The 19,148-nt window shown below is 69.4% G+C and carries 15 protein-coding genes and 1 pseudogene; 7 read left to right on the top strand and 9 right to left on the bottom strand.

Annotated elements, in window-relative coordinates; genetic code table 11:
• The first annotated feature begins 116 nt into the window (after positions 1-116).
• From F1599_RS25630 to F1599_RS25640, 3 genes are all read left to right on the top strand, one after another.
• Positions 117-557: a hypothetical protein gene (locus F1599_RS25630; protein WP_370639530.1), complete on the top strand. Its 441-nt coding sequence runs from the start codon at positions 117-119 to the stop codon at positions 555-557.
• A 179-nt stretch (positions 558-736) separates the two neighbouring features.
• Positions 737-1,720, top strand: a complete 984-nt coding sequence (locus tag F1599_RS25635; protein ID WP_150084920.1) for a homoserine kinase — start codon at positions 737-739, stop codon at positions 1,718-1,720.
• A gap of 56 nt (positions 1,721-1,776) precedes the next feature.
• Positions 1,777-2,568 carry a BPSS1780 family membrane protein gene (locus tag F1599_RS25640; protein WP_150084921.1) on the top strand — a complete coding sequence of 264 codons (792 nt, stop codon included), beginning with the start codon at positions 1,777-1,779 and terminating at the stop codon, positions 2,566-2,568.
• 15 nt (positions 2,569-2,583) lie between these two features.
• Here F1599_RS25640 and F1599_RS25645 read toward each other — a convergent pair whose 3' ends face one another.
• Positions 2,584-4,944 carry a UvrD-helicase domain-containing protein gene (locus tag F1599_RS25645; protein WP_150084922.1) on the bottom strand — a complete coding sequence of 787 codons (2,361 nt, stop codon included), beginning with the start codon at positions 4,942-4,944 and terminating at the stop codon, positions 2,584-2,586.
• Between the two features lie 192 nt (positions 4,945-5,136).
• A complete protein-coding gene (locus F1599_RS25650; RefSeq protein ID WP_187829107.1) occupies positions 5,137-5,835 on the bottom strand; it encodes a TetR/AcrR family transcriptional regulator in 699 nt (232 codons plus the stop codon).
• A gap of 371 nt (positions 5,836-6,206) precedes the next feature.
• On the opposite strand from F1599_RS25650, the gene F1599_RS25655 reads away from it, so the two are divergent.
• Positions 6,207-9,074 carry a valine--tRNA ligase gene (locus F1599_RS25655; protein WP_150084923.1) on the top strand — a complete coding sequence of 956 codons (2,868 nt, stop codon included), beginning with the start codon at positions 6,207-6,209 and terminating at the stop codon, positions 9,072-9,074.
• Positions 9,075-9,217: 143 nt separating this feature from the next.
• On the top strand, positions 9,218-10,087 hold the full coding sequence (gene galU / locus F1599_RS25660; protein WP_149316927.1) for a UTP--glucose-1-phosphate uridylyltransferase GalU: 870 nt from the start codon (positions 9,218-9,220) through the stop codon (positions 10,085-10,087).
• A 168-nt stretch (positions 10,088-10,255) separates the two neighbouring features.
• Here the strand turns inward: galU and F1599_RS25665 are convergent, their stop codons facing one another.
• From F1599_RS25665 to F1599_RS25690, 6 genes are all read right to left on the bottom strand, one after another.
• Positions 10,256-10,483 (bottom strand): sulfurtransferase TusA family protein, encoded by a 228-nt coding sequence (locus F1599_RS25665; protein WP_006578930.1) that lies wholly within the window; start codon positions 10,481-10,483, stop codon positions 10,256-10,258.
• 55 nt (positions 10,484-10,538) lie between these two features.
• Positions 10,539-11,126 carry an NUDIX domain-containing protein gene (locus F1599_RS25670; protein ID WP_150084924.1) on the bottom strand — a complete coding sequence of 196 codons (588 nt, stop codon included), beginning with the start codon at positions 11,124-11,126 and terminating at the stop codon, positions 10,539-10,541.
• Positions 11,127-11,251: 125 nt separating this feature from the next.
• Positions 11,252-12,283 carry a threonine aldolase family protein gene (locus tag F1599_RS25675; RefSeq protein ID WP_150084925.1) on the bottom strand — a complete coding sequence of 344 codons (1,032 nt, stop codon included), beginning with the start codon at positions 12,281-12,283 and terminating at the stop codon, positions 11,252-11,254.
• Between the two features lie 94 nt (positions 12,284-12,377).
• Positions 12,378-12,566, bottom strand: a complete 189-nt coding sequence (locus F1599_RS25680; RefSeq protein WP_150084926.1) for a 4-oxalocrotonate tautomerase — start codon at positions 12,564-12,566, stop codon at positions 12,378-12,380.
• A gap of 94 nt (positions 12,567-12,660) precedes the next feature.
• The gene (locus F1599_RS25685) at positions 12,661-13,446 is read right to left on the bottom strand and encodes a class II aldolase/adducin family protein (protein ID WP_149316923.1); all 786 of its coding nucleotides are present in this window, start codon (positions 13,444-13,446) and stop codon (positions 12,661-12,663) included.
• A gap of 328 nt (positions 13,447-13,774) precedes the next feature.
• On the bottom strand, positions 13,775-14,995 hold the full coding sequence (locus F1599_RS25690; protein ID WP_223819884.1) for a YbfB/YjiJ family MFS transporter: 1,221 nt from the start codon (positions 14,993-14,995) through the stop codon (positions 13,775-13,777).
• A gap of 392 nt (positions 14,996-15,387) precedes the next feature.
• Between F1599_RS25690 and F1599_RS25695 the strand changes: the two genes are divergently transcribed.
• Together F1599_RS25695 and F1599_RS25700 are read left to right on the top strand one after the other, a co-directional pair.
• Positions 15,388-16,911 carry an NfeD family protein gene (locus tag F1599_RS25695; protein WP_190286455.1) on the top strand — a complete coding sequence of 508 codons (1,524 nt, stop codon included), beginning with the start codon at positions 15,388-15,390 and terminating at the stop codon, positions 16,909-16,911.
• Positions 16,908-17,642, top strand: a pseudogene (locus F1599_RS25700) (slipin family protein); the annotation flags it as partial. The gene F1599_RS25695 and the pseudogene F1599_RS25700, both read left to right, overlap by 4 nt.
• 263 nt (positions 17,643-17,905) lie before the next feature.
• Here the strand turns inward: F1599_RS25700 and F1599_RS26075 are convergent.
• On the bottom strand, positions 17,906-19,148 hold a 1,243-nt coding region (locus F1599_RS26075), incomplete at its 5' end, for a hypothetical protein (protein WP_223819881.1).

Raw genomic sequence — 19,148 nt, forward strand, 5'->3', positions numbered from 1 at the left:
CGGGCGGCAGGAATTGCTAGAATGCAAGCCTGATGCCCGAGTCGCGCCCGGCCCTGCCGCGCGCGGCGCCCATTCGGATGCGCCGGCACCCCGCGCGCATCGCACAGGAGCCCGAGATGACCTCCCTTTCCTTTCCGGCCGCCAGCGCGGACGAGCCGGAGCCCCTGCCGGGGGTTGCGCGACGCGGCCTGACGCTGGCCGCGACGGTACTCGCGCTGATCGCCGCGCCGGCCGCGCTGGCCCAGCAGTCCGCACAGCAGGCCGCCGACGACAACGGCGCGCTGTCCCAGCAGGAACTGAACGAGATCAACAACCAGCCCATCGCCCCGTCGGCGAAGACCCAGCTCAATCATCCGCGCGAGCCGAGCTTCCAGCTGAACGAGGCCGATGGCACGCAGGTGCGCGAATACCGCGACCGCCGCGGCCAGCAGGTCGATATCGAAGTGAAGTCCGGCGCGGGCACGCAATACCAGATGAGCCGTCCCGAGGACAGCTCGCCGCGCATCCGCGAACGGGAAGTCAATCGCGTGCCTTCGGTGCGCGTGCTGCAGTTCTGAGCCTGCCGCGGACGGGGCCGACCCGTCCGCGCGCGCCATCCGACGTTTCACCGCTCCCGGCCCGGGGGTTCGCTTCCGGGCCGCGCCGGACGCCGCTGTCCGCGGCGCCACGGCATGCCGCGGGCCTTGCCCGCCGGCGCCATCCGGCTTTACATCCGGTTCCAACCAGACAAGACAGTATGGCTGTATTCACCACGGTCTCGCACGACGAGATCGCGCAATGGCTGCTCGACTACGACCTCGGTACGCTGCGCGCGCTGCGCGGCATTCCCTCGGGCATCGAGAACAGCAATTTCTTCGTGACGATGGAGCGGGACGGCCAGACGCGCGACTACGTGCTGACCATCTTCGAGCGGCTGCGCTTCGACCAGTTGCCGTACTACCTGCATCTGATGGCGCATCTGGCCGAACGCGGCATCCGCGTGCCCGCGCCGATGCCGGGCAAGGACGGCGAGATCCTGCGCACGCTCAAGGGCAAGCCCGCCACCATCGTCACGCGGCTGCCGGGCAGCTCGCAGCTGGCACCGAACGCGCAGCAATGCGCCGAGGTCGGCGACATGCTGGCGCGCATGCACCTGGCCGGCCGCGGCTATCCGCGCCAGCAGCCGAACCTGCGCAGCCTGGCGTGGTGGCGCGAGACGGAAGGGCAGATCCTGCCCTTCCTCGACGACAGCCAGCGCGCGCTGCTGCAGGACGAGCTCGCGTTCCAGAGCGCGTTCTTTGGCGGCGCAGCCTATGCCGCACTGCCGGGCGGCCCCTGCCATTGCGACCTGTTCCGCGACAACGTGCTGTTCGAGGACGCCGGCAACGGCCAGTCGCGGCTGGGCGGCTTCTTCGATTTCTACTTCGCCGGCGACGACAAGTGGCTGTTCGATCTGGCCGTGACCGTCAACGACTGGTGCATCGACCTGGCCAGCGGCGAGCTGGACGCCCCGCGCGCGACCGCGCTGCTGCGGGCTTATCATGCGGTCAGACCCCTGGACGCGATCGAGGCCGCGCACTGGCAGCACATGCTGCGGGCCGGAGCGCTGCGCTTCTGGGTCTCGCGGCTGTGGGACTACCATCTGCCGCGCGAGGCCGACATGCTCGAGCCGCACGACCCGACTCACTTCGAACGCATCCTGCGCCGGCGCATCGCCACCACCGCGCTCCCCTGGACCTGATGGGCGCCGCCGATGGCAGCCCCTGATCGCCGCACCTGATTCGGACCCGATTCGTCATGCAACTACTGGAAGTCCCCGCCAAGGAAGGCTACGTCTGGTTCCGCCAGGGTCTGTGGCTGTTCCGCAAGAACCCGCTGACCTTCCTGATGCTGCTGTTCATCTATCTGATCGCCGCGCAGATCGCCATCTTCATTCCGCTGATCGGCATCGTTGCGCTGCTGGTGGTGACGCCGGGCCTGTCGGTCGGCATCATGACCGCGTGCCGCGAGGTGATCCAGAACCGCAAGGTGATGCCCACCGTGCTGCTGGCGGGATATCGCAGCAACGGCAAGGTGGCCGCGCGCCATCTGCTGATCCTGGGCGCCATCTATGCGGGACTTGTGTTCCTGCTCAGCCTGATCGCCGGCACGCTGGTCGACATGCGCGCGCTGCTGCCGGTGCTGCTCAAGGAAGAGCCGCCGACCCCGGAGGCGATCCGCCAGCTGTATTACGCGCTGCTGGTAGGGGCGGCGCTGTACACGCCGATCGCGATGCTGTTCTGGTTCGCGCCGCTGCTGGCCGCCTGGCACAACGTGCCGCCGGTCAAGGCGCTGTTCTTCAGCTGGACCGCGTGCTGGCGCAACCGCGGGGCCTTCTTCACCTATGCGATGCTGTTCGTGCTGCTGCTGGTGGCGGTGCCCTTCTTCCTGGAGGCGATCTTCAGCGCCTTCGGCGCCGAAGGCGTGCTGTCCTTCCTGGTGACGCCGTATTCGCTGCTGATGCTGGCGATCCTGTACTGCTCGTTCTACGCGACCTATCGCGGCTGCTTCAACATCGCGCCGCCGAATGGGGACAGCGCGGCAGCCTGACACCACCCACCAGGCTCAATCGATCGCGTCCAGCTTCGCCACCGACAGCGCCAGCCACTTGGCGCCGTGGCGCTTGAACTCGATATTGGCGCGGGCATCCGCGCCCTCGCCTTCGAGCGCCTTGATCACGCCCTCGCCGAACTTGTTGTGGAAGACCTGCTGGCCGATGCGCCAGCCGGATTCGGCCTGCCGCTTCTGGTCGGCGTAGCCGTTGCCGGTGTCCATGCCGCCGGTCGCGCGGCTGCCGGTATAGGGCACGTCCTCGGCCCGCTTGTACCAGTCGCGGCCCCACGCGCTTTCCGATGACTGGCGCCGCTGCGCGCCGTAGTTCTGCGCCGGCGGGGTCAGCCACTTCAGCGCGCCCTCGGGCAGCTCGTCGAAGAAGCGGGAGCGGATGTGGTAGCGCACCTGGCCATGCAGCACGCGGCTCTGCGCGAACGACAGGTACAGCCGCTCGCGCGCCCGCGTGATCGCCACATACATCAGCCGGCGCTCTTCCTCGAGCCCGTCGGCGTCGAGCATGCTGTTCTCGTGCGGGAACAGCCCTTCCTCCAGCCCGCTGATGAACACCACATTGAATTCGAGGCCCTTGGCCGCGTGCACCGTCATCATCTGCACCGCGTCCTGCCCGGCCTGGGCCTGGTTGTCGCCGGCCTCCAGCGAGGCATGGGTCAGGAAGGCGACCAGCGGCGTCATCACCTCGGGCAACGCTTCGGGGTCCAGCACCTGCTGCGCCTGGTCGCCCTCGGCCAGGGCCGGCAGCGGCCGATCCAGGCTCTGCCGGCGGCTCACCGGAATCGCGTTGGCGGGCGCGTCGAGGCCGTAGCCCTCTTCCACCACGAAGGCCTGCGCCGCGGTCACCAGTTCGCGCAGGTTCTCGATGCGGTCCTGGCCTTCCTTCTCAGCCTGGTAATGCGTGATCAGCCCGCTGGTATTGATCACGTATTCGACCGTCTCCGGCAGCGTCATCTGCCGGGTCTCGAAGCGCATCTGGTCGATCAGCCGCACGAACGACGCCAGCTTGCCGCCGGCCGCGCCGGCGACATAGGCCACCGCCTCGGACAGCGCGCAGTTGTACTGCCGCGCGGCGTCCTGCAGCGACTCGATCGAACGCGCGCCGATGCCGCGGGTCGGGAAGTTGACCACGCGGGCGAAGGCGGCGTCGTTGCGCGGATTTTCCAGCAGCTGCAGATAGGCCAGCGCGTGCTTGACCTCGGCCCGCTCGAAGAAGCGCAGGCCGCCGTAGACGCGGTACGGAATGCCGGACGAGAACAGCGCGTGCTCGATCACGCGCGACTGCGCGTTGCTGCGATACAGGATCGCGATCTCCGCGCGGCTGGTGCCCTGGGCGATCTGGTCGCGGATCTCCTCGACGATCCACCCGGCCTCCTGCCCGTCGGTGCCGGCCTGGTAGACCCGCACCGGCTCGCCGTGGCCCGCGTCGGTGCGCAGGTTCTTGCCGAGCCGGCGCGCGTTGTGGGCGATCAGGTGATTGGCCGAGTCGAGGATATGGCCGTGCGAGCGATAGTTCTGCTCCAGCTTGATCAGATGGCGCACGCGGAATTCGTGCTCGAAGTCGCGCATGTTGCCGACATTGGCGCCCCGGAACGCGTAGATGCTCTGGTCGTCGTCGCCGACCGCGAACACCGCCGCGGCATTGCCGGTGCCGAAGCCCGCCAGCAGCTTCAGCCACTGATACTGCAGCACGTTGGTGTCCTGGAACTCGTCGACCAGCACATGGCGGAAGCGGTGCTGATAGTGCTGGCGGATCGCGTCGTTGTAGCGCAGCAGCTCGTAGCAGCGCAGCAGCAGCTCGGCGAAATCGACCACGCCCTCGCGCTGGCACTGCTCGTCGTAGGCGGCATACAGGTCGACGAAGCGGCGGTTGAAGTCGTCGTTGGCCTCGACGTCGGCCGCGCGCAGGCCCTGCTCCTTCGCGCTGTTGATGAAGTACTGCAGGTTCTTCGCCGGATATTTCTCGTCGTCGACGTTCAGCGACTTCAGCAGGCGCTTGAGCGCCGACAGCTGGTCCTGGCTGTCGAGGATCGAGAAGGTCTGCGGCAGCCCGGCATCGCGGAAATGCGCGCGCAGCATGCGGTTGCACAGGCCGTGGAAGGTGCCGATCCACATGCCGCGGGTATTGATCGGCAGCATCGACGACAGCCGCGTCTGCATCTCCTTGGCGGCCTTGTTGGTGAAGGTCACCGCCAGGATGCCGGCCGGCGACACGCGGCCGTTCTGGATCAGCCACGCGATGCGCGTGGTCAGCACCCGCGTCTTGCCGCTGCCCGCGCCCGCCAGGATCAGCGCCGGTTCGTCCGGCAGCGTGACGGCGGCAAGTTGTTCGGCGTTCAGATTGGCAAGCAGGTCGGACATCGGGAGGGGCCTTGAGGAATCGGGCCATTATAACGGCGCGCCTTTCCACGGCCTCGCCGGACGGCTCAGCCGGGGGCCTGCCTCAGCCTCCCTCAGCCTCCCTCAGCCTCCCTCAGCCTCCCTCAGCCTTCCTCAGCCTTCCTCAACCTCCCTCAGCCTCAGCCTCAGCCCGGCCTCGCCCGGCCTCCCGCGCTACGGCAGCGCCGCGTCGTCCAGCCGCTGCGGCTCGAAGCACGGCGCCAGGCAGGCCTTCAGCAGGCGCCGGGCCTCGGCGTGGATGCGCTCGCGCACCGCCTCGTCCTCGCCCTCGGCCAGGTCCATCAGCGCGGTCAGCACCTCGATCGCGCAGCGCGCAGTCAGGCGGGCATCGTCCTCGGCCACCTGCTGGTGCTGCATCAGCCAGCGCGCCAGCAGTTCGGCGACCTCGCGGCTGGTGGCATCGTGGATGCGGCGCAGCTCCGGCGACGACTGCATCGCCCGGCGCAGCGCGATGCTGCCCGGCTGGCGGCTGCGCGCGGTGCGGACCTGGTCGAACACCGCGTCGACCACCGCGCGCCAGTCCTCCACCGCCCCGGCCGAGGGCAGCACCGCCAGCGAATCGGCCGCGCGCTGGCGCATCTGGTGCTCGAACAGCGCATTGATGACCGACAGCTTGTTGGGAAAGTACTTGTACAGCGTGGCGATATTGATCCCCGCGCGGCTGGCGATCAGGTTGGTGGTGATCCGCTCGACCCCGACCTCGTCGAGCAGCAACGCGGTGGTATCGAGGATCCGTTCGAAGGTGACCCGGCCGCGCGCCCGCACCGGGGCCCGGCGCAGGCGCAGCAGCAGCGGCGCCAGGCTGTGGCCTGGGGCGCCGCCCTGATTGTGTTCGTTCTCGTTCTGGTTCATGTCCATGACCCGGCCGTCGGCCGACTGCACGCCGGGGGCCCGCCCGCGCCCCGGCAACCCGCCCGGACCGCCATGCGGCGTCCCCTGCCCGAGCCCCCAACGCAGACGATAGGCCCGGCGGCCTGCCGCGACCGTGCTCTAGCGAACGCATCGGCGTCCACGGAGCGGCGATACTGCGGTTTGTCCTGCGGTGGATGTGGAGGCGGCGCGCGGCGGGCAGGCGCGCCCCGCAAGGGCATTTTGGGCGTCACCGAGCGGGCTCCCCTATAATTTAGGGCTTGTCTCCCTTTGGCCGCGCCCTGCAGGCGCGCACCAGACCGCGAGAGCCGCACCGGCTCGCCGGCCTTCACGCATCGATCGACATCCCAAGCATGACCGCCCAAGACCAGTCCCTAGCCAAGAGCTTCGAACCCGCCGCCATCGAGGCCAAATGGGGCCCCGAGTGGGAAAAACGGGGCATCGCCAGGCCCACCCTCGACCCGGACCGGCCCGATTTCGCCATCCAGCTGCCGCCGCCCAACGTCACCGGCACGCTGCACATGGGACACGCGTTCAACCAGACCATCATGGACGGCCTGGCACGGCACGCGCGCATGCGGGGCGCCAACACGCTGTGGGTGCCCGGGACCGACCACGCCGGCATCGCCACGCAGATCGTGGTCGAGCGCCAGCTCGATGCGCAGGGCGTCTCGCGCCACGACCTCGGCCGCGAGGCTTTCGTGCAGAAGGTCTGGGCCTGGAAGGAGGAATCGGGCTCGACCATCACGCGGCAGGTGCGGCGCATGGGCGCGTCGATCGACTGGAGCCGCGAATATTTCACGATGGACCCGAAGATGTCGCGCGTGGTCACCGAGGTATTCGTGCGCCTGCACGAGCAGGGGCTGATCTACCGGGGCAAGCGGCTGGTCAACTGGGACCCGGTGCTGGGCACCGCCGTGTCCGATCTGGAAGTCGAGAGCGTCGAGGAGGAAGGCTCGCTCTGGCATATCCGCTATCCGCTGGTCGAGCCGGATACGCGCACGGGGCTGACCCATCTGACGGTGGCCACCACCCGCCCGGAAACGATGCTGGGCGACGTCGCGCTGATGGTCCATCCCGAGGACGAGCGCTACGCGCACCTGATCGGCAAGATGGCGAAGCTGCCGCTGACCGATCGCGAGATCCCGGTGATTGCCGACGACTACGTCGACCGCGAATTCGGCACCGGCGTGGTCAAGGTCACGCCGGGCCATGACTTCAACGACTATGCGGTGGGCCAGCGCCACAACCTGCCGCAGCTGTCGGTGCTGACCCTCGACGCGAAGATCGCCGATGGCGCGCCCGCGCAATACGTCGGCCTGGACCGCTTCGAGGCGCGCCGCCGCATCGTCGCCGACCTCGACGCGCAGGGCCTGCTGGTCGAGGTCAAGAAGCACAAGCTGATGACGCCGAAGAGCGAGCGCACCGGCAGCGTGATCGAGCCGATGCTGACCGACCAGTGGTTCGTCGCGATGAGCAAGCCGGCGCCGGAAGGCACCTTCTACCCCGGCCGCTCGATCGCCGAGGTCGCGCTCGACGCCGTGCAGAGCGGCGAGATCCGCCTGATCCCCGAGAACTGGGTCAGCACCTACAACCAGTGGCTGGCCAATATCCAGGACTGGTGCATCTCGCGCCAGCTGTGGTGGGGCCACCAGATCCCGGCCTGGTACGACGAGGCCGGCAACTGCTACGTCGCGCGCACCGAAGAGGAAGCGCGCGCGCAGGCGCAGGCCGCCGGCTTCGCCGGGCCGCTGCGCCGCGACGAGGACGTGCTCGACACCTGGTTCTCCTCGGCGCTGGTGCCGTTCTCCTCGCTGGGCTGGCCCGAGCAGACGCCCGAACTGCAGCACTTCCTGCCGTCGTCGGTGCTGGTTACCGGGTACGACATCATCTTCTTCTGGGTCGCGCGCATGGTCATGATGACCAAGCACTTCACCGGCCAGGTCCCGTTCAAGGACGTGTACGTGCACGGCCTGGTGCGCGACTTCGAAGGCAAGAAGATGAGCAAGTCCGAGGGCAACACGCTCGACCCGGTCGACCTGATCGACGGCATCGAGCTGCCCGAACTGCTGAAGAAGCGCACCACCGGCCTGCGCCGGCCCAAGGATGCGCCGAAGATCGAAGCGAAGACGAAGAAGGAATTCCCCAACGGCATTCCGGCCTTCGGCGCCGACGCGCTGCGCTTCACCTTCGCCTCGCTGGCCACGCTGGGCCGCAACATCAACTTCGACACCGGCCGCTGCGAAGGCTACCGCAACTTCTGCAACAAGCTGTGGAACGCGACCCGCTTCGTGCTGATGAACACCGAGGGGCACGACTGCGGCATGGGGCCGTGCAACCAGGACTGCGGTCCGGACGGCTACCTCGACTTCTCGCAGGCCGACCGCTGGATCGTGTCGTTGCTGCAGCGGGTCGAGGCCGAGGTCGAGAAGGGCTTCGGCGAATACCGATTCGACAATATCGCCAACGCGATCTACAAGTTCGTCTGGGACGAGTACTGCGACTGGTACCTGGAACTGGCCAAGGTGCAGATCCAGAACGGCACGCCGGCGCAGCAGCGCGCCACGCGCCGCACGCTGCTGCGCGTGCTCGAGACCGTGCTGCGGCTCGCGCATCCGATCATCCCGTTCATCACCGAGGAACTGTGGCAGAAGGTCGGCCCGCTGGCCGGTCGCGGCAAGGGCGACGGCAGCGAATCGATCGCGTTGCAGCCCTACCCGCTCGCCGCCGCCGCGAAGATCGACGAAACGGCCGAGGCCTGGGTCGCGCAACTGAAGGCGATGGTCGATGCCTGCCGCAATTTGCGCGGCGAAATGAACATCTCGCCGGCGCAGCGGATCCCGCTGTACGCGCATGGCGACAACGCCTTCCTGCACGCGGCAAAGAACTATATCCAGGCGCTGGCGAAACTTTCCGAGGTTCGCGTCTTCGAAGACGAGCAGACCCTGATGGCCGAAGGCGCCGGTGCGCCGGTCGCCATCGTCGGCGGCAGTCACCTGCTGCTGAAGATCGAGATCGACGTCGCCGCCGAACGCGTGCGCCTCGGCAAGGAGATCCAGCGCATCGGCGGCGAGATCGCCAAGGCCCGCGGCAAGCTGGCCAACGAGAGCTTCGTGGCCAAGGCGCCGGCCGCGGTGGTCGAACAGGAAAACCAGCGGCTGGCCGATTTCGAGCAGACGCTGGCCAAGCTGCAGGACCAGTTGCAACGGCTGCCGGCATGAGGTCGACACCCACCGCGTTCGCGTCGGTGGCGGCCTCGATGTCGGTGTCCGTGCCGGCGGCAGTGCCGGCAGCGCGGTCCAGGGCATGCGCCTTGCTTTAACGCAAGGCTGACGACATCAAAAACTGAGAAGGAGCCTCTTTTATGGAAACCCGCGTCACCAAGGCCGTATTCCCGGTAGCCGGGCTCGGCACCCGTTTCCTGCCCGCTACCAAGGCGAGCCCCAAGGAAATGCTGCCCGTGGTGGACAAGCCGCTGATCCAGTATGCGGTCGAAGAGGCGATGGCCGCCGGCATCACGGAGATGATCTTTGTGACGGGCCGCTCCAAGCGTGCGATCGAGGACCATTTCGACAAGGCCTACGAGCTCGAGGTCGAGCTGGAGGCGAAGAACAAGCAGGCGCTGCTCGAGGTGGTCCGCTCGATCAAGCCGTCGCATGTGGAATGCTTCTACGTGCGCCAGCCCGAGGCGCTCGGCCTGGGCCATGCGGTGCTGTGCGCCGAGAAGCTGGTCGGCGACGCGCCCTTCGCCGTGATGCTGGCGGACGACCTGCTCGACGGCCAGCCGCCGGTGATGAAGCAGATGGTCGACCTCTACAATCATTACAACTGCTCCATCCTGGGTGTGGAAGAAATTGCACCCGAGCAGAGTAAATCTTACGGCGTGGTCGATGGCCGCGAGTGGGACGAAGGCGTGATCAAGGTCGCCGGCATCGTCGAGAAGCCGGACCCGGAAGTGGCACCGTCGAACCTGGGCGTGGTCGGCCGCTATATCCTGACCCCGCGCATCTTCGAACATATCCGCAACCTGAAGCCGGGCGCCGGCGGCGAATTCCAGCTGACCGACGCGATCCAGTCGCTGCTCGGCCAGGAACAGGTGCTGGCCTACCGCTACCAGGGCGTGCGCTACGACTGCGGCAGCAAGCTCGGCTATCTGAAGGCGATGGTCGAGTTCGCGCTGAAGCATCCCGAGGTGCGCGACGAGTTCGGCAGCTATCTGCGCGAGCGGATCTGAGGCGTTTGGGCGGACGATTGTCCGGACAAGGGCGCCTGCGTTGGCGGGCGCCCTCGCCCAGCCCTCGCCCGCCCTCTCCCAACCTCCAAAACAAAAGCCGCCCGAGGGCGGCTTTGTCGTCTGCGGCCCGAACTGCGGGACCGCTCGGTTGCTGGCCTGCTCGCCCGCTTACCGGCGCTTCATGTAGAACACGAACACCTTGTCGACCTCCTGGTGCGACAGCAGCTCGTTGCCGGTCTGCTTGGCGAAGGCCTGGAAGTCGCGGGTCGCGCCCGGGTCGGTGGCCAGCACCTTCAGCACTTCTCCGCTCGCCATATCGGCCAGCGCCTTCTTGGTCCGCAAAATCGGCAGCGGGCAGTTCAGCCCGCGCGCGTCCACTTCCTTCTGGAACTCCATGGTCTCTTCCTTGTTTCCCTGGTATGGGCGATGTCGGCAAGCCTTCCCTGAGGCTTCATGGCCGGTATTGTAGCGTCGCGCCGGCGCCCTCCGCCCGCGCGGCCTGGCGCGGGTCGGGAATGTCCTCGCCGGTCTGGCGGTCGAAGAAGCGCACCGGATAGCCGCGCGCGGCCAGCCAGTCGGCCACCGCGAAGCCGGTGCCCGCATTCCAGATCCGCATCTTTTCCGGCGCCACCAGCTTGTAGTCGGCCAGCTCCTCCGACAGCGCGATGGTGCCGGTCGCGCGCACGTGGTAGGCGATGATCAGCTCGTTCTTGCGCATGAATTCGTAGACGCCGATCAGCGAAACCGATTGCGCATCGAGATTGGTCTCTTCCTTCAGCTCGCGCGCCACGCCCGCCTCCGGCGTTTCGTCGCGCTCCAGAAAGCCGGTGACCAGCGCGTACATCGACGGCGGCCACGCGGCATTGCGCGCCAGCAGCAGCTTGCCCTCGTACTCGACCACCGCGGCCAGCACCGGCAGCGGGTTGTCCCACTGCACGAACTGGCAGCCGTCCTGCACGCAGGCCATGCGTTCGCGCCCGGACATCGGCAGCGCCATCAGCGGCGTGCCGCAGTGGGGACAGTAGCGATAGGAGGGCATGGCTCGATTTCCTGTTCGATGGCGCAAGGCGCCGGGGTCAGACAACGGTCCATATGGACATGCCGACAATCACGTGCCGGCAAGCGGGCGCCGGCATCCACACGCCGGCATCCACACGCCCGCAATCACGCGGCGCAGACCTCGCGCATGTCGGCCGCCAGCGCTTCGACCGTCTCGGGCCGCAGGTCCCACGAGCACATGAAGCGGCAGCCGCCGGCGCCGATGAAGGTATAGAAGCGCCAGCCGCGCCCGCGCAGCGCCTCGATCGCCGGCAGCGGCAGCTCGGCGAACACGGCGTTGGCCTGCGTCGGGAACATGATGCGCACGCCGGGAATGCCGGCGATGCAATCGTGCAGCAGCTGCGCCATCGCATTGGCATGGCGGGCGTTGGCCAGCCACACGTCGTTCTCCAGCAGCCCCAGCCACGGCGCGGAGATGAAGCGCATCTTCGAGGCCAGCTGCCCGGCCTGCTTGACGCGATAGGCAAAGTCCTCGGCCAGCTTGCGGTCGAAGAACACCACCGCCTCCCCGACCGGCAGGCCGTTCTTGGTGCCGCCGAAGCACAGCACGTCGACGCCCGCGCGCCAGGTGATCTCGGACGGATGCACGCCCAGCGACGCCACCGCGTTGGCAAAGCGCGCCCCGTCCATATGGACCCGCAGCTGCCGCCGCTTGGCGATGGCCGAGATCGCGCGCACTTCCTCGACCGTATAGACGGTGCCGACCTCGGTCGACTGCGTCAGCGACACGACCTTGGGCTTCGGATAGTGGATGTCGCTGCGGCGCGTGACCAGCGCCTCGACCGCATCCGGCGTCAGCTTGCCGTGGGCGCCCGGCGCGGTCAGCAGCTTCGAGCCGTTGGAGAAGAACTCCGGCCCGCCGCACTCGTCGGTCTCGATATGCGCCAGCTCGTGACAGATCACGGAGTGATACGACTGGCACAGCGCCGACAGCGCCAGCGAATTGGCCGCCGTGCCGTTGAATACGAAGAACACCTCGCAATCGGTCTGGAACAGGTCGCGGATGCGATCGCAGACCTTCTGCGTCCACGAATCGTCGCCATAGGCCTGCTCGTGCCCGCTGCCGTTGGCTTCGAGGAAGTACTTCAGCGATTCCGGGCAGAAGCCGGCGTAGTTGTCCGAGGCGAAATGCTGCATGACGGTTCCGTACAGGGGCGCGAGGCGCCGGTTCGTGGATGCCCGGAGAAGGAACGATGACCAGGAACGATGGCGAGGACGATGTCGACGGGCGTTACTTCTTGTCGGCCCACAGCTCGCCGCCGGTGGCCCAGTTCTCGCGCTTGACGTCGGTGATGATGATGTCGACCGCGCCGGCCGAGCAGCCGAGGGTTTCGCAGGTGACACGGGTCACTTCCTCGACGAACTTGCGCTTCTGCTCGATGGTGCGGCCCTCGAACATCTCTACGTGGAAAGTCGGCATGGATGGCTCCTGTTGTTATGGATGAATGGTGCAAGGACTGAAGCGGGCGCTGCCCTGCGTTGCGCTTGCTCGCGCTGCGTGGCACCCGTCGCGCTCAGTCGCGATACGAGGGATCGATTTTATCGAGTTTGCGCAGCAGCGACGGCCATTCCAGCGCGCCCTCGATGGCGCCGCCGTCGTCGAGCTGGGCCGAGGTCCGCGTCGCCACCTCGACCGAGGGCAGCACCACGCGCGTGGCGGTCAGCGCGCCGAGCTGGATTTCGCAGGCCTTGATCAGCGTGGCCATCAGCACATGGGCCTCGGCCACGGTACGGCCGACCGTCAGCGTGCCGTGGTTGCGCAGCAGCATGGCGGGATGGCTGCCCAGCGAGGCGGTCAGCCGCGCGCCCTCGGCCGGCGTGAAGGCCAGGCCCTCGTAGTCGTGATAGGCGAGCCGGCCGTAAAAGCGCATCGCATGCTGCGACAGCGGCAGCAGCCCGTCGGCCTGGGCCGACACCGCGACGCCGGCGGTATTGTGCAGGTGCATCACGCAGACCGCGTCCGGACGCGCCGCGTGCACGGCCGCATGCAGCGCAAACCCGGTCACGTTGACCGGATGCGGGCTGTCGCCGACCACCTCGCCGCGGCCGTTGATCTTGACCAGGTCCGACGCGCGGATCTCGTCGAAGGCATGGCCGAACGGGTTGATCAGGAAGTGGTCCGGCTCGCCGGGCACCGTGGCCGAGATATGCGTGTAGATCAGGTCGTCCCAGCCGGCCAGCGCGCACAGCCGGTACGCCGCGGCGAGATCGACGCGCATGCGGCGCTCGGCTTCGGAAACGGTCGCCGAAGCGTTGGCGGAAGCGCCGGTGGCGCGGGCGGGTTGCAGGGCGAAGGACATCGATGGCTCCTTGCGCCGTCGGCGATGCCGGCCCGCGGGCCGGTTGCCGATGGCGGCGAAGGCGATACTGTAGCCGAAGCGCGCAGGGGCGTGGATTGGGCCGGCTCGCCGCGCCCAGCTGCTCGCCGGCCCAGCCCGCTCGGGTCAGCCCGCCCAACCCTGCCCGGCCTCCTCTACCCAACTCTGCCCCAGCTCTGCCCAGCTCTGCCCGGCCCAACTCTGCCCGGCCCAACTCTGCCCGGCCCGGCCCAGCTCGGCCCGGCCCAGCTCAGCCCGGCCCAACTCTGCCCGGCCCGGCCCAGCTCGGCCCGGCCCAGCTCAGCCCGGCTCAGGCATGCGGCGCCGCGGCGGACGGCAAGGGCGCGACCCGGCGCAGCCACAGGTAGATCAGCGCGCCGGCCAGCAGCGCCAGCGCGGCGCCGACCAGCGACGCGGCAAAGCCGCCGGTGCGGGCCACCAGCGCGGTGGCGAACGGCGGCCCGACAATCTGACCGAGCCCGTACGCGGCCGTCATCAGCCCGATCAGCCGCGGCGCCTGGCCGCCGGCCAGCCGGCGCGCCTCGTGCATGGCGAACAGCACCAGCGCGGTGAACGGCAGCCCCGCCAGCAGGCTGCTGAGCGCGAAACCGGCCAGCGTCGGCCACACCGCCGCGATCGCCACGCCCGCCGCCTGCATGCCATAGGCCAGCGCCAGCAGCACGCGGTTGTCGTGCCGCACGCCGATGCGCACGGCCGTCAGCGCGCCGAGCGCCACCGCGGCGCCGAACAGCGGCCAGAACAGGTCCGCCCACAACGAGCCCGGCATCGCCTGGCGCGCGATCACCGGCAGGAAGGTCGCGGTGATGATGTAGCCGAAACCGGCCAGCCCGTAGGCCACGGTCAGCGCCCAGGCCTCGCCGGACCACGCCGCCATGCGCGGCGGCGCCGCCGCGGCGGAAGCCGTGGCCGAGTGGGGAGCCGAGTCGGGCTGGAAGATGCGCCATACCGCCGCCACCAGCACCAGCGCCAGCACGCCGAACGCGATCCAGCCCCAGGCCGCGCTCCAGTCCATGCCGACCATGCCGAAGGCCGAAACCCCGGTGGCGACGATGCCGATGCCCGGTCCGCAGAAGATCAGGCCCCCGAGCGCCGGCTTGCCGGCCTCGGCCAGCCGCTGCATGCACCAGGCCGCGGTATAGACCAGCACGAAGGCGCTCGCGACACCGGCGGCGGCGCGCCACAGCGACCAGGACAGCATGCCCAGCGGCAACGCCATCGCCAGCGTCAGCGCGACGGTGGCCGCCAGGCCCCAGCGCACCATGCGCGCGGCATCGGGCCGGATCAGCAGGCAGGCCAGCGCGCCGACGAAATAGCCGATGTAGTTCCAGGTCGCGATCCACCCGCCCTGATGCAGCGTCACGCTGCCGTCGTGCAGCATCATCGGCAGCAAGGGCGTGAAGGCGAAGCGGCCGATGCCCATGGCGACGGCCAGCGAGACCAGGCCGCCGAGCGCGACCGCCCAGGCGCCCGGACGGCGGGCTTCGCTGCCGGCGAGCGTGCCGTGGACCAGCTCGGGATTGCGGGAGGGCGAGACTGACACGATGCGGATTCTCCGTTCTGGCGCGTCGGCGATCCCGCTATCGTACCCGCGGCGGGCAAAGCGCGACGGCGGCGCGCCAAGACCACGGCACCGTCCCGGGCAAGCCGTGTCGTGTCGCCTACACTGGAATGAGCGCCGCAAGGCGTTTCAGCGCCTCGACGAACTGGTCGTCCCCGCGCAGGCGGGGGACCCAGTGGCTGTCCAGGACGCCGCATTTCCGCTTTCGCGGGAACGACACGATGACCGTTGCAGCGCAATCGGCGGACGGCGCGCCACTGGGCGGCCACCGCGCAAGCAATGGTGCGAACGCTGGCGCGGCAGCCTTGGCCCCGCCGGCGCGAAGGACTTCACGAGCGCAGACCATGAACGCACAGGCAAGCTTCGCGCGGCGGCTCGCCGCCGTCATGCTGCTGATCGTCGGCATGACGCTGGCTCTGGCCCAGCCCGGCGGCCCGGCCGACCGCGCGCGTGCGCAGCCCGGAGGCGTTGCGCCGGTCTACCTGATTCCGCTCAAGGGCGCGGTCGGCCCGGCCAGCGCCAGCTTCGTGCGGCGCGGCTTCGAGCAGGCGCGCCAGGCCGGCGCCCAGCTGATCGTGCTGGAGATGGACACGCCCGGCGGGCTGGACCCATCGATGCGGCAGATCATCCAGGACATCCTCGCGAGCCCGGTCCCGGTGCTGAGCTACGTCTATCCGGGCGGGGCGCGCGCCGCCAGCGCCGGCACCTACATCCTCTACGCCAGCCATCTGGCCGCGATGGCGCCGGGCACCAATCTGGGCGCCGCCAGCCCGGTACGGCTCGGCATCGGCGGCCCGGAACGGCGGGAGCGAGCCGAGCGGGCCGAGCGGCCTGCGGATACCCGCCCGGCCTCGGAGGGCGCCGCCAGCGCGCCCGGCCGCGCCGCTCCGGACAGCAAGGACGACGGTCTCGACACCCTCGAGCGCAAGCAGCTGCACGATGCCGCCGCCTATATCCGCGGCCTCGCGCAGCTGCGCGGGCGCAATGCGGAATGGGCCGAGCGCGCGGTGCGCGAGGCGGTCAGCCTGTCGGCCGACGAGGCCGCGGCGCAGCGCGTGGTCGACCTGATCGCGCCGGACTTGCCGGCGCTGCTGCGCGCGGTCGACGGGCGCGCCGTGGTCGCGGCCGGCGCGTCGCGCACGCTGCGCACCGCGCAGGCCGGCGTGATCGAGCTGGAGCCCGACTGGCGCTATCGGCTGCTTGCCGTGCTGACCGAACCGAGCGTCGCGCTGATCCTGATGATGATCGGCATCTACGGGCTGATCTTCGAATTCTCGACACCCGGCATGGTGCTGCCCGGCGTGGCCGGCGCGATCTGCCTGCTGCTGGCGCTGTTCGCGCTGCAGATGCTGCCGATCAATTACGCCGGCCTGGCGCTGATCGCGCTGGGCATCGGCTGCATGGTGGCCGAGGCCTTCCTGCCGAGCTTTGGCGCGCTGGGCCTGGGCGGCATCGTGGCGTTCGCGCTGGGCGCCGTGATGCTCATCGACACCGACATCCCGGGTTTCGGCGTGCCGCTGTGGATGATCGGCACGCTGTCGCTGGCAGCCGCGGCGCTGAGCTTCGGCGTGTCCGCGGCCGCCGTGCGCGCACGCCGCCAGCCCGCGGTGATCGCCGACACCCGCGTGGTCGGCAATGCCGGCCGCATCATCGATGACGGCTGGGCCGAGGTGCAGGGCGAACGCTGGCGCGTGCGCAGCGCGGCGCCGCTGCAGACCGGCCAGGCCGTGCGCGTGACAGGCCGCCAGGGCCTGGTGCTCGACGTCGAGCCGGCCGACAGCCTGTCCACGGACGAATCCCCCGCGCGGCCGCCGCCCTCCCCCACGTCCCCCACGTCCCCCACCTCCCCACAAGGAGACCGACCATGATCTTCAGCCTCAGCGCCGGCACCCTCGTCATCCTGCTGGCCCTGCTGATCTTCTCCGCCTTCCGCGTGCTGCGCGAGTACGAACGCGGCGTGGTGTTCATGCTGGGCCGGTTCTGGCGCGTCAAGGGACCGGGTCTGGTGCTGGTGATCCCGGTGATACAGCAGATGGTGCGGGTCGACCTGCGCACCGTGGTGATGGACGTGCCGGCGCAGGACGTGATCTCGCGCGACAACGTCTCGGTCAAGGTCAACGCGGTGGTCTATTTCCGCGTGGTCGATCCGCAGAACGCGATCATCCAGGTGGCCAACTTCCTCGAGGCCACCAGCCAGCTGGCGCAGACCACGCTGCGCGCGGTGCTCGGCAAGCACGATCTCGACGAGATGCTGTCCGAGCGCGAGAAGCTGAACCTGGACATCCAGAAGGTGCTGGACGCGCAGACCGACGCCTGGGGCATCAAGGTGTCGAACGTCGAGATCAAGCATGTGGATCTGAACGAATCGATGGTGCGCGCGATTGCGCGGCAGGCCGAAGCGGAACGCGAGCGGCGCGCCAAGGTGATCCACGCCGAGGGCGAGCTGCAGGCGTCGGTGAAGCTGCTGGAAGCGGCGCAGATGCTGGCGCGGCAGCCGCAGGCGATGCAGCTGCGCTATCTGCAGACGCTGACGCAGGTGGCGGGCGATCGCAGCTCGACCATCGTGTTTCCGGTGCCGATCGAGATGATGGAGGTGTTGCGGCCGCACGTGCGCGGCGCCGCGGCGCAGGCCGCCGAGGCCGCCGCGGCCACCGGCGCGACGATGGGGACCGCCGCCAGTGCCGCGGACAGCAACGAGCCGCCGCATTGAGTGGGGCGCATTGCGTCGGGCGCTTTGAATTGGGTGCATTGAGTTGGGTGCATTGAGTTGGGTGCATTGAGTTGGATGCATTGACTTGGGTGCATTGAGCCGGTCGCAATGACTCGGGCGCAATGCGCCGAGTGCACCGGCCCCCCGCACCACTACCGCGACACCGCCCCATCGCGCTGCGCCCAGCGCGCGACATCCTCGCGCGAGGGGATCGCAATGAGGCCGCCGAGCGCGGCCGCCGCCGCGATGCGGCTCTCCTCGCTGCCGGACGACGACAGCGCCGGCACCAGCATGCCGATGCCCAGCGCCGGCTGCGAATCGGTGGCGTTGCCGATCAGCGTGGCGGCCGCCACGCCGGCCTCCCGCAGCGCCACGCTCTCGCGGCCCAGCAGCGCCGCCTCGGCGGCCTCGCGCAGGCGCCGCGGCGTGCCGGGGTCGCGGTAGAGCCGGTTCAGCGCCTGCACCGCCCGCTCACGCTCGCGCAGCCAATCGGTGATCTGCCGGATCACGTAGCGCGGCATGGGTCCGCAAGCGCTGCCGTCGGGCCCGGACAGCGACTGGCGCAGCCGCGCGATGCCGCCTTTGGTCCAGCCGTCCCACGGCCAGGCCAGCAGCCATGGATGGGCCTCGCACAGCGCGGCCTGGCGCAGCTGTCCGCAGCCCGCGAGCTGGACCTCGGCAAGCGCGGGATTGTCGCGCGCCAGCGATCGCAGCACCGGCTCGGGCAATGCGGTGCAGTGACGTGCGTCGAGCCGGCTCAGCTGCCGGGCGCCATCGAGCCGTAATTCGCGCAACGCCGCGCAGCCGTCCAGCCGCAGCACGCGCAGCGCCGGCGCCTCCAGCCGCACCGTCCGCAGCGCGCCGTTGTCGCGCAGATCGAGCTCCTCCAGTGCGCGCAGAACGAGCAGCGGCGATTGCGGCGGGCCCGGCTGCGCGACCAGCGGCGCGGCGGCGCGCTCGGCCAGCGTCGGGTCGCCCGGCATCCAGTCGCCCGGCATCCGCATCGCTCGCAGGAGCAGCGTCCGCAGCCCGGGCGCATACGCTTCCACATGGCGCAGCGCCTGCGGCGACAGCCGCGAGCAGCCGCTCAGATCGAGCCGCCTGAGCGACGCGCCCGTGCCGCGCAACAGCGTTTCGAGCAGCGCGTCGGTCAGCGCCGCGGCGAAGGGACTCAGATCCAGGCAGACGAGCGCCGTGCCGGCCAGCGCCGCCAGCAGCCGGCGTTGGTCCTCGACGGCGATGGCGCGCGCGTCGGCATGCAGTGCCATGGCGATCGCATCGAGCACGGCGGTGCGCTGGCCCGCGGGCAGCGCGGCGAAGGTGCGCGCGGCGCCGTCGCGCCCGCCCAGCACGCCGAGCACGATGGCCGCGAGATCGCGCGCCGGCGATCCGGCG

Origin of the sequence: Cupriavidus cauae, from assembly GCF_008632125.1 — a bacterium.
GTDB classification, from domain to species: domain Bacteria; phylum Pseudomonadota; class Gammaproteobacteria; order Burkholderiales; family Burkholderiaceae; genus Cupriavidus; species Cupriavidus cauae.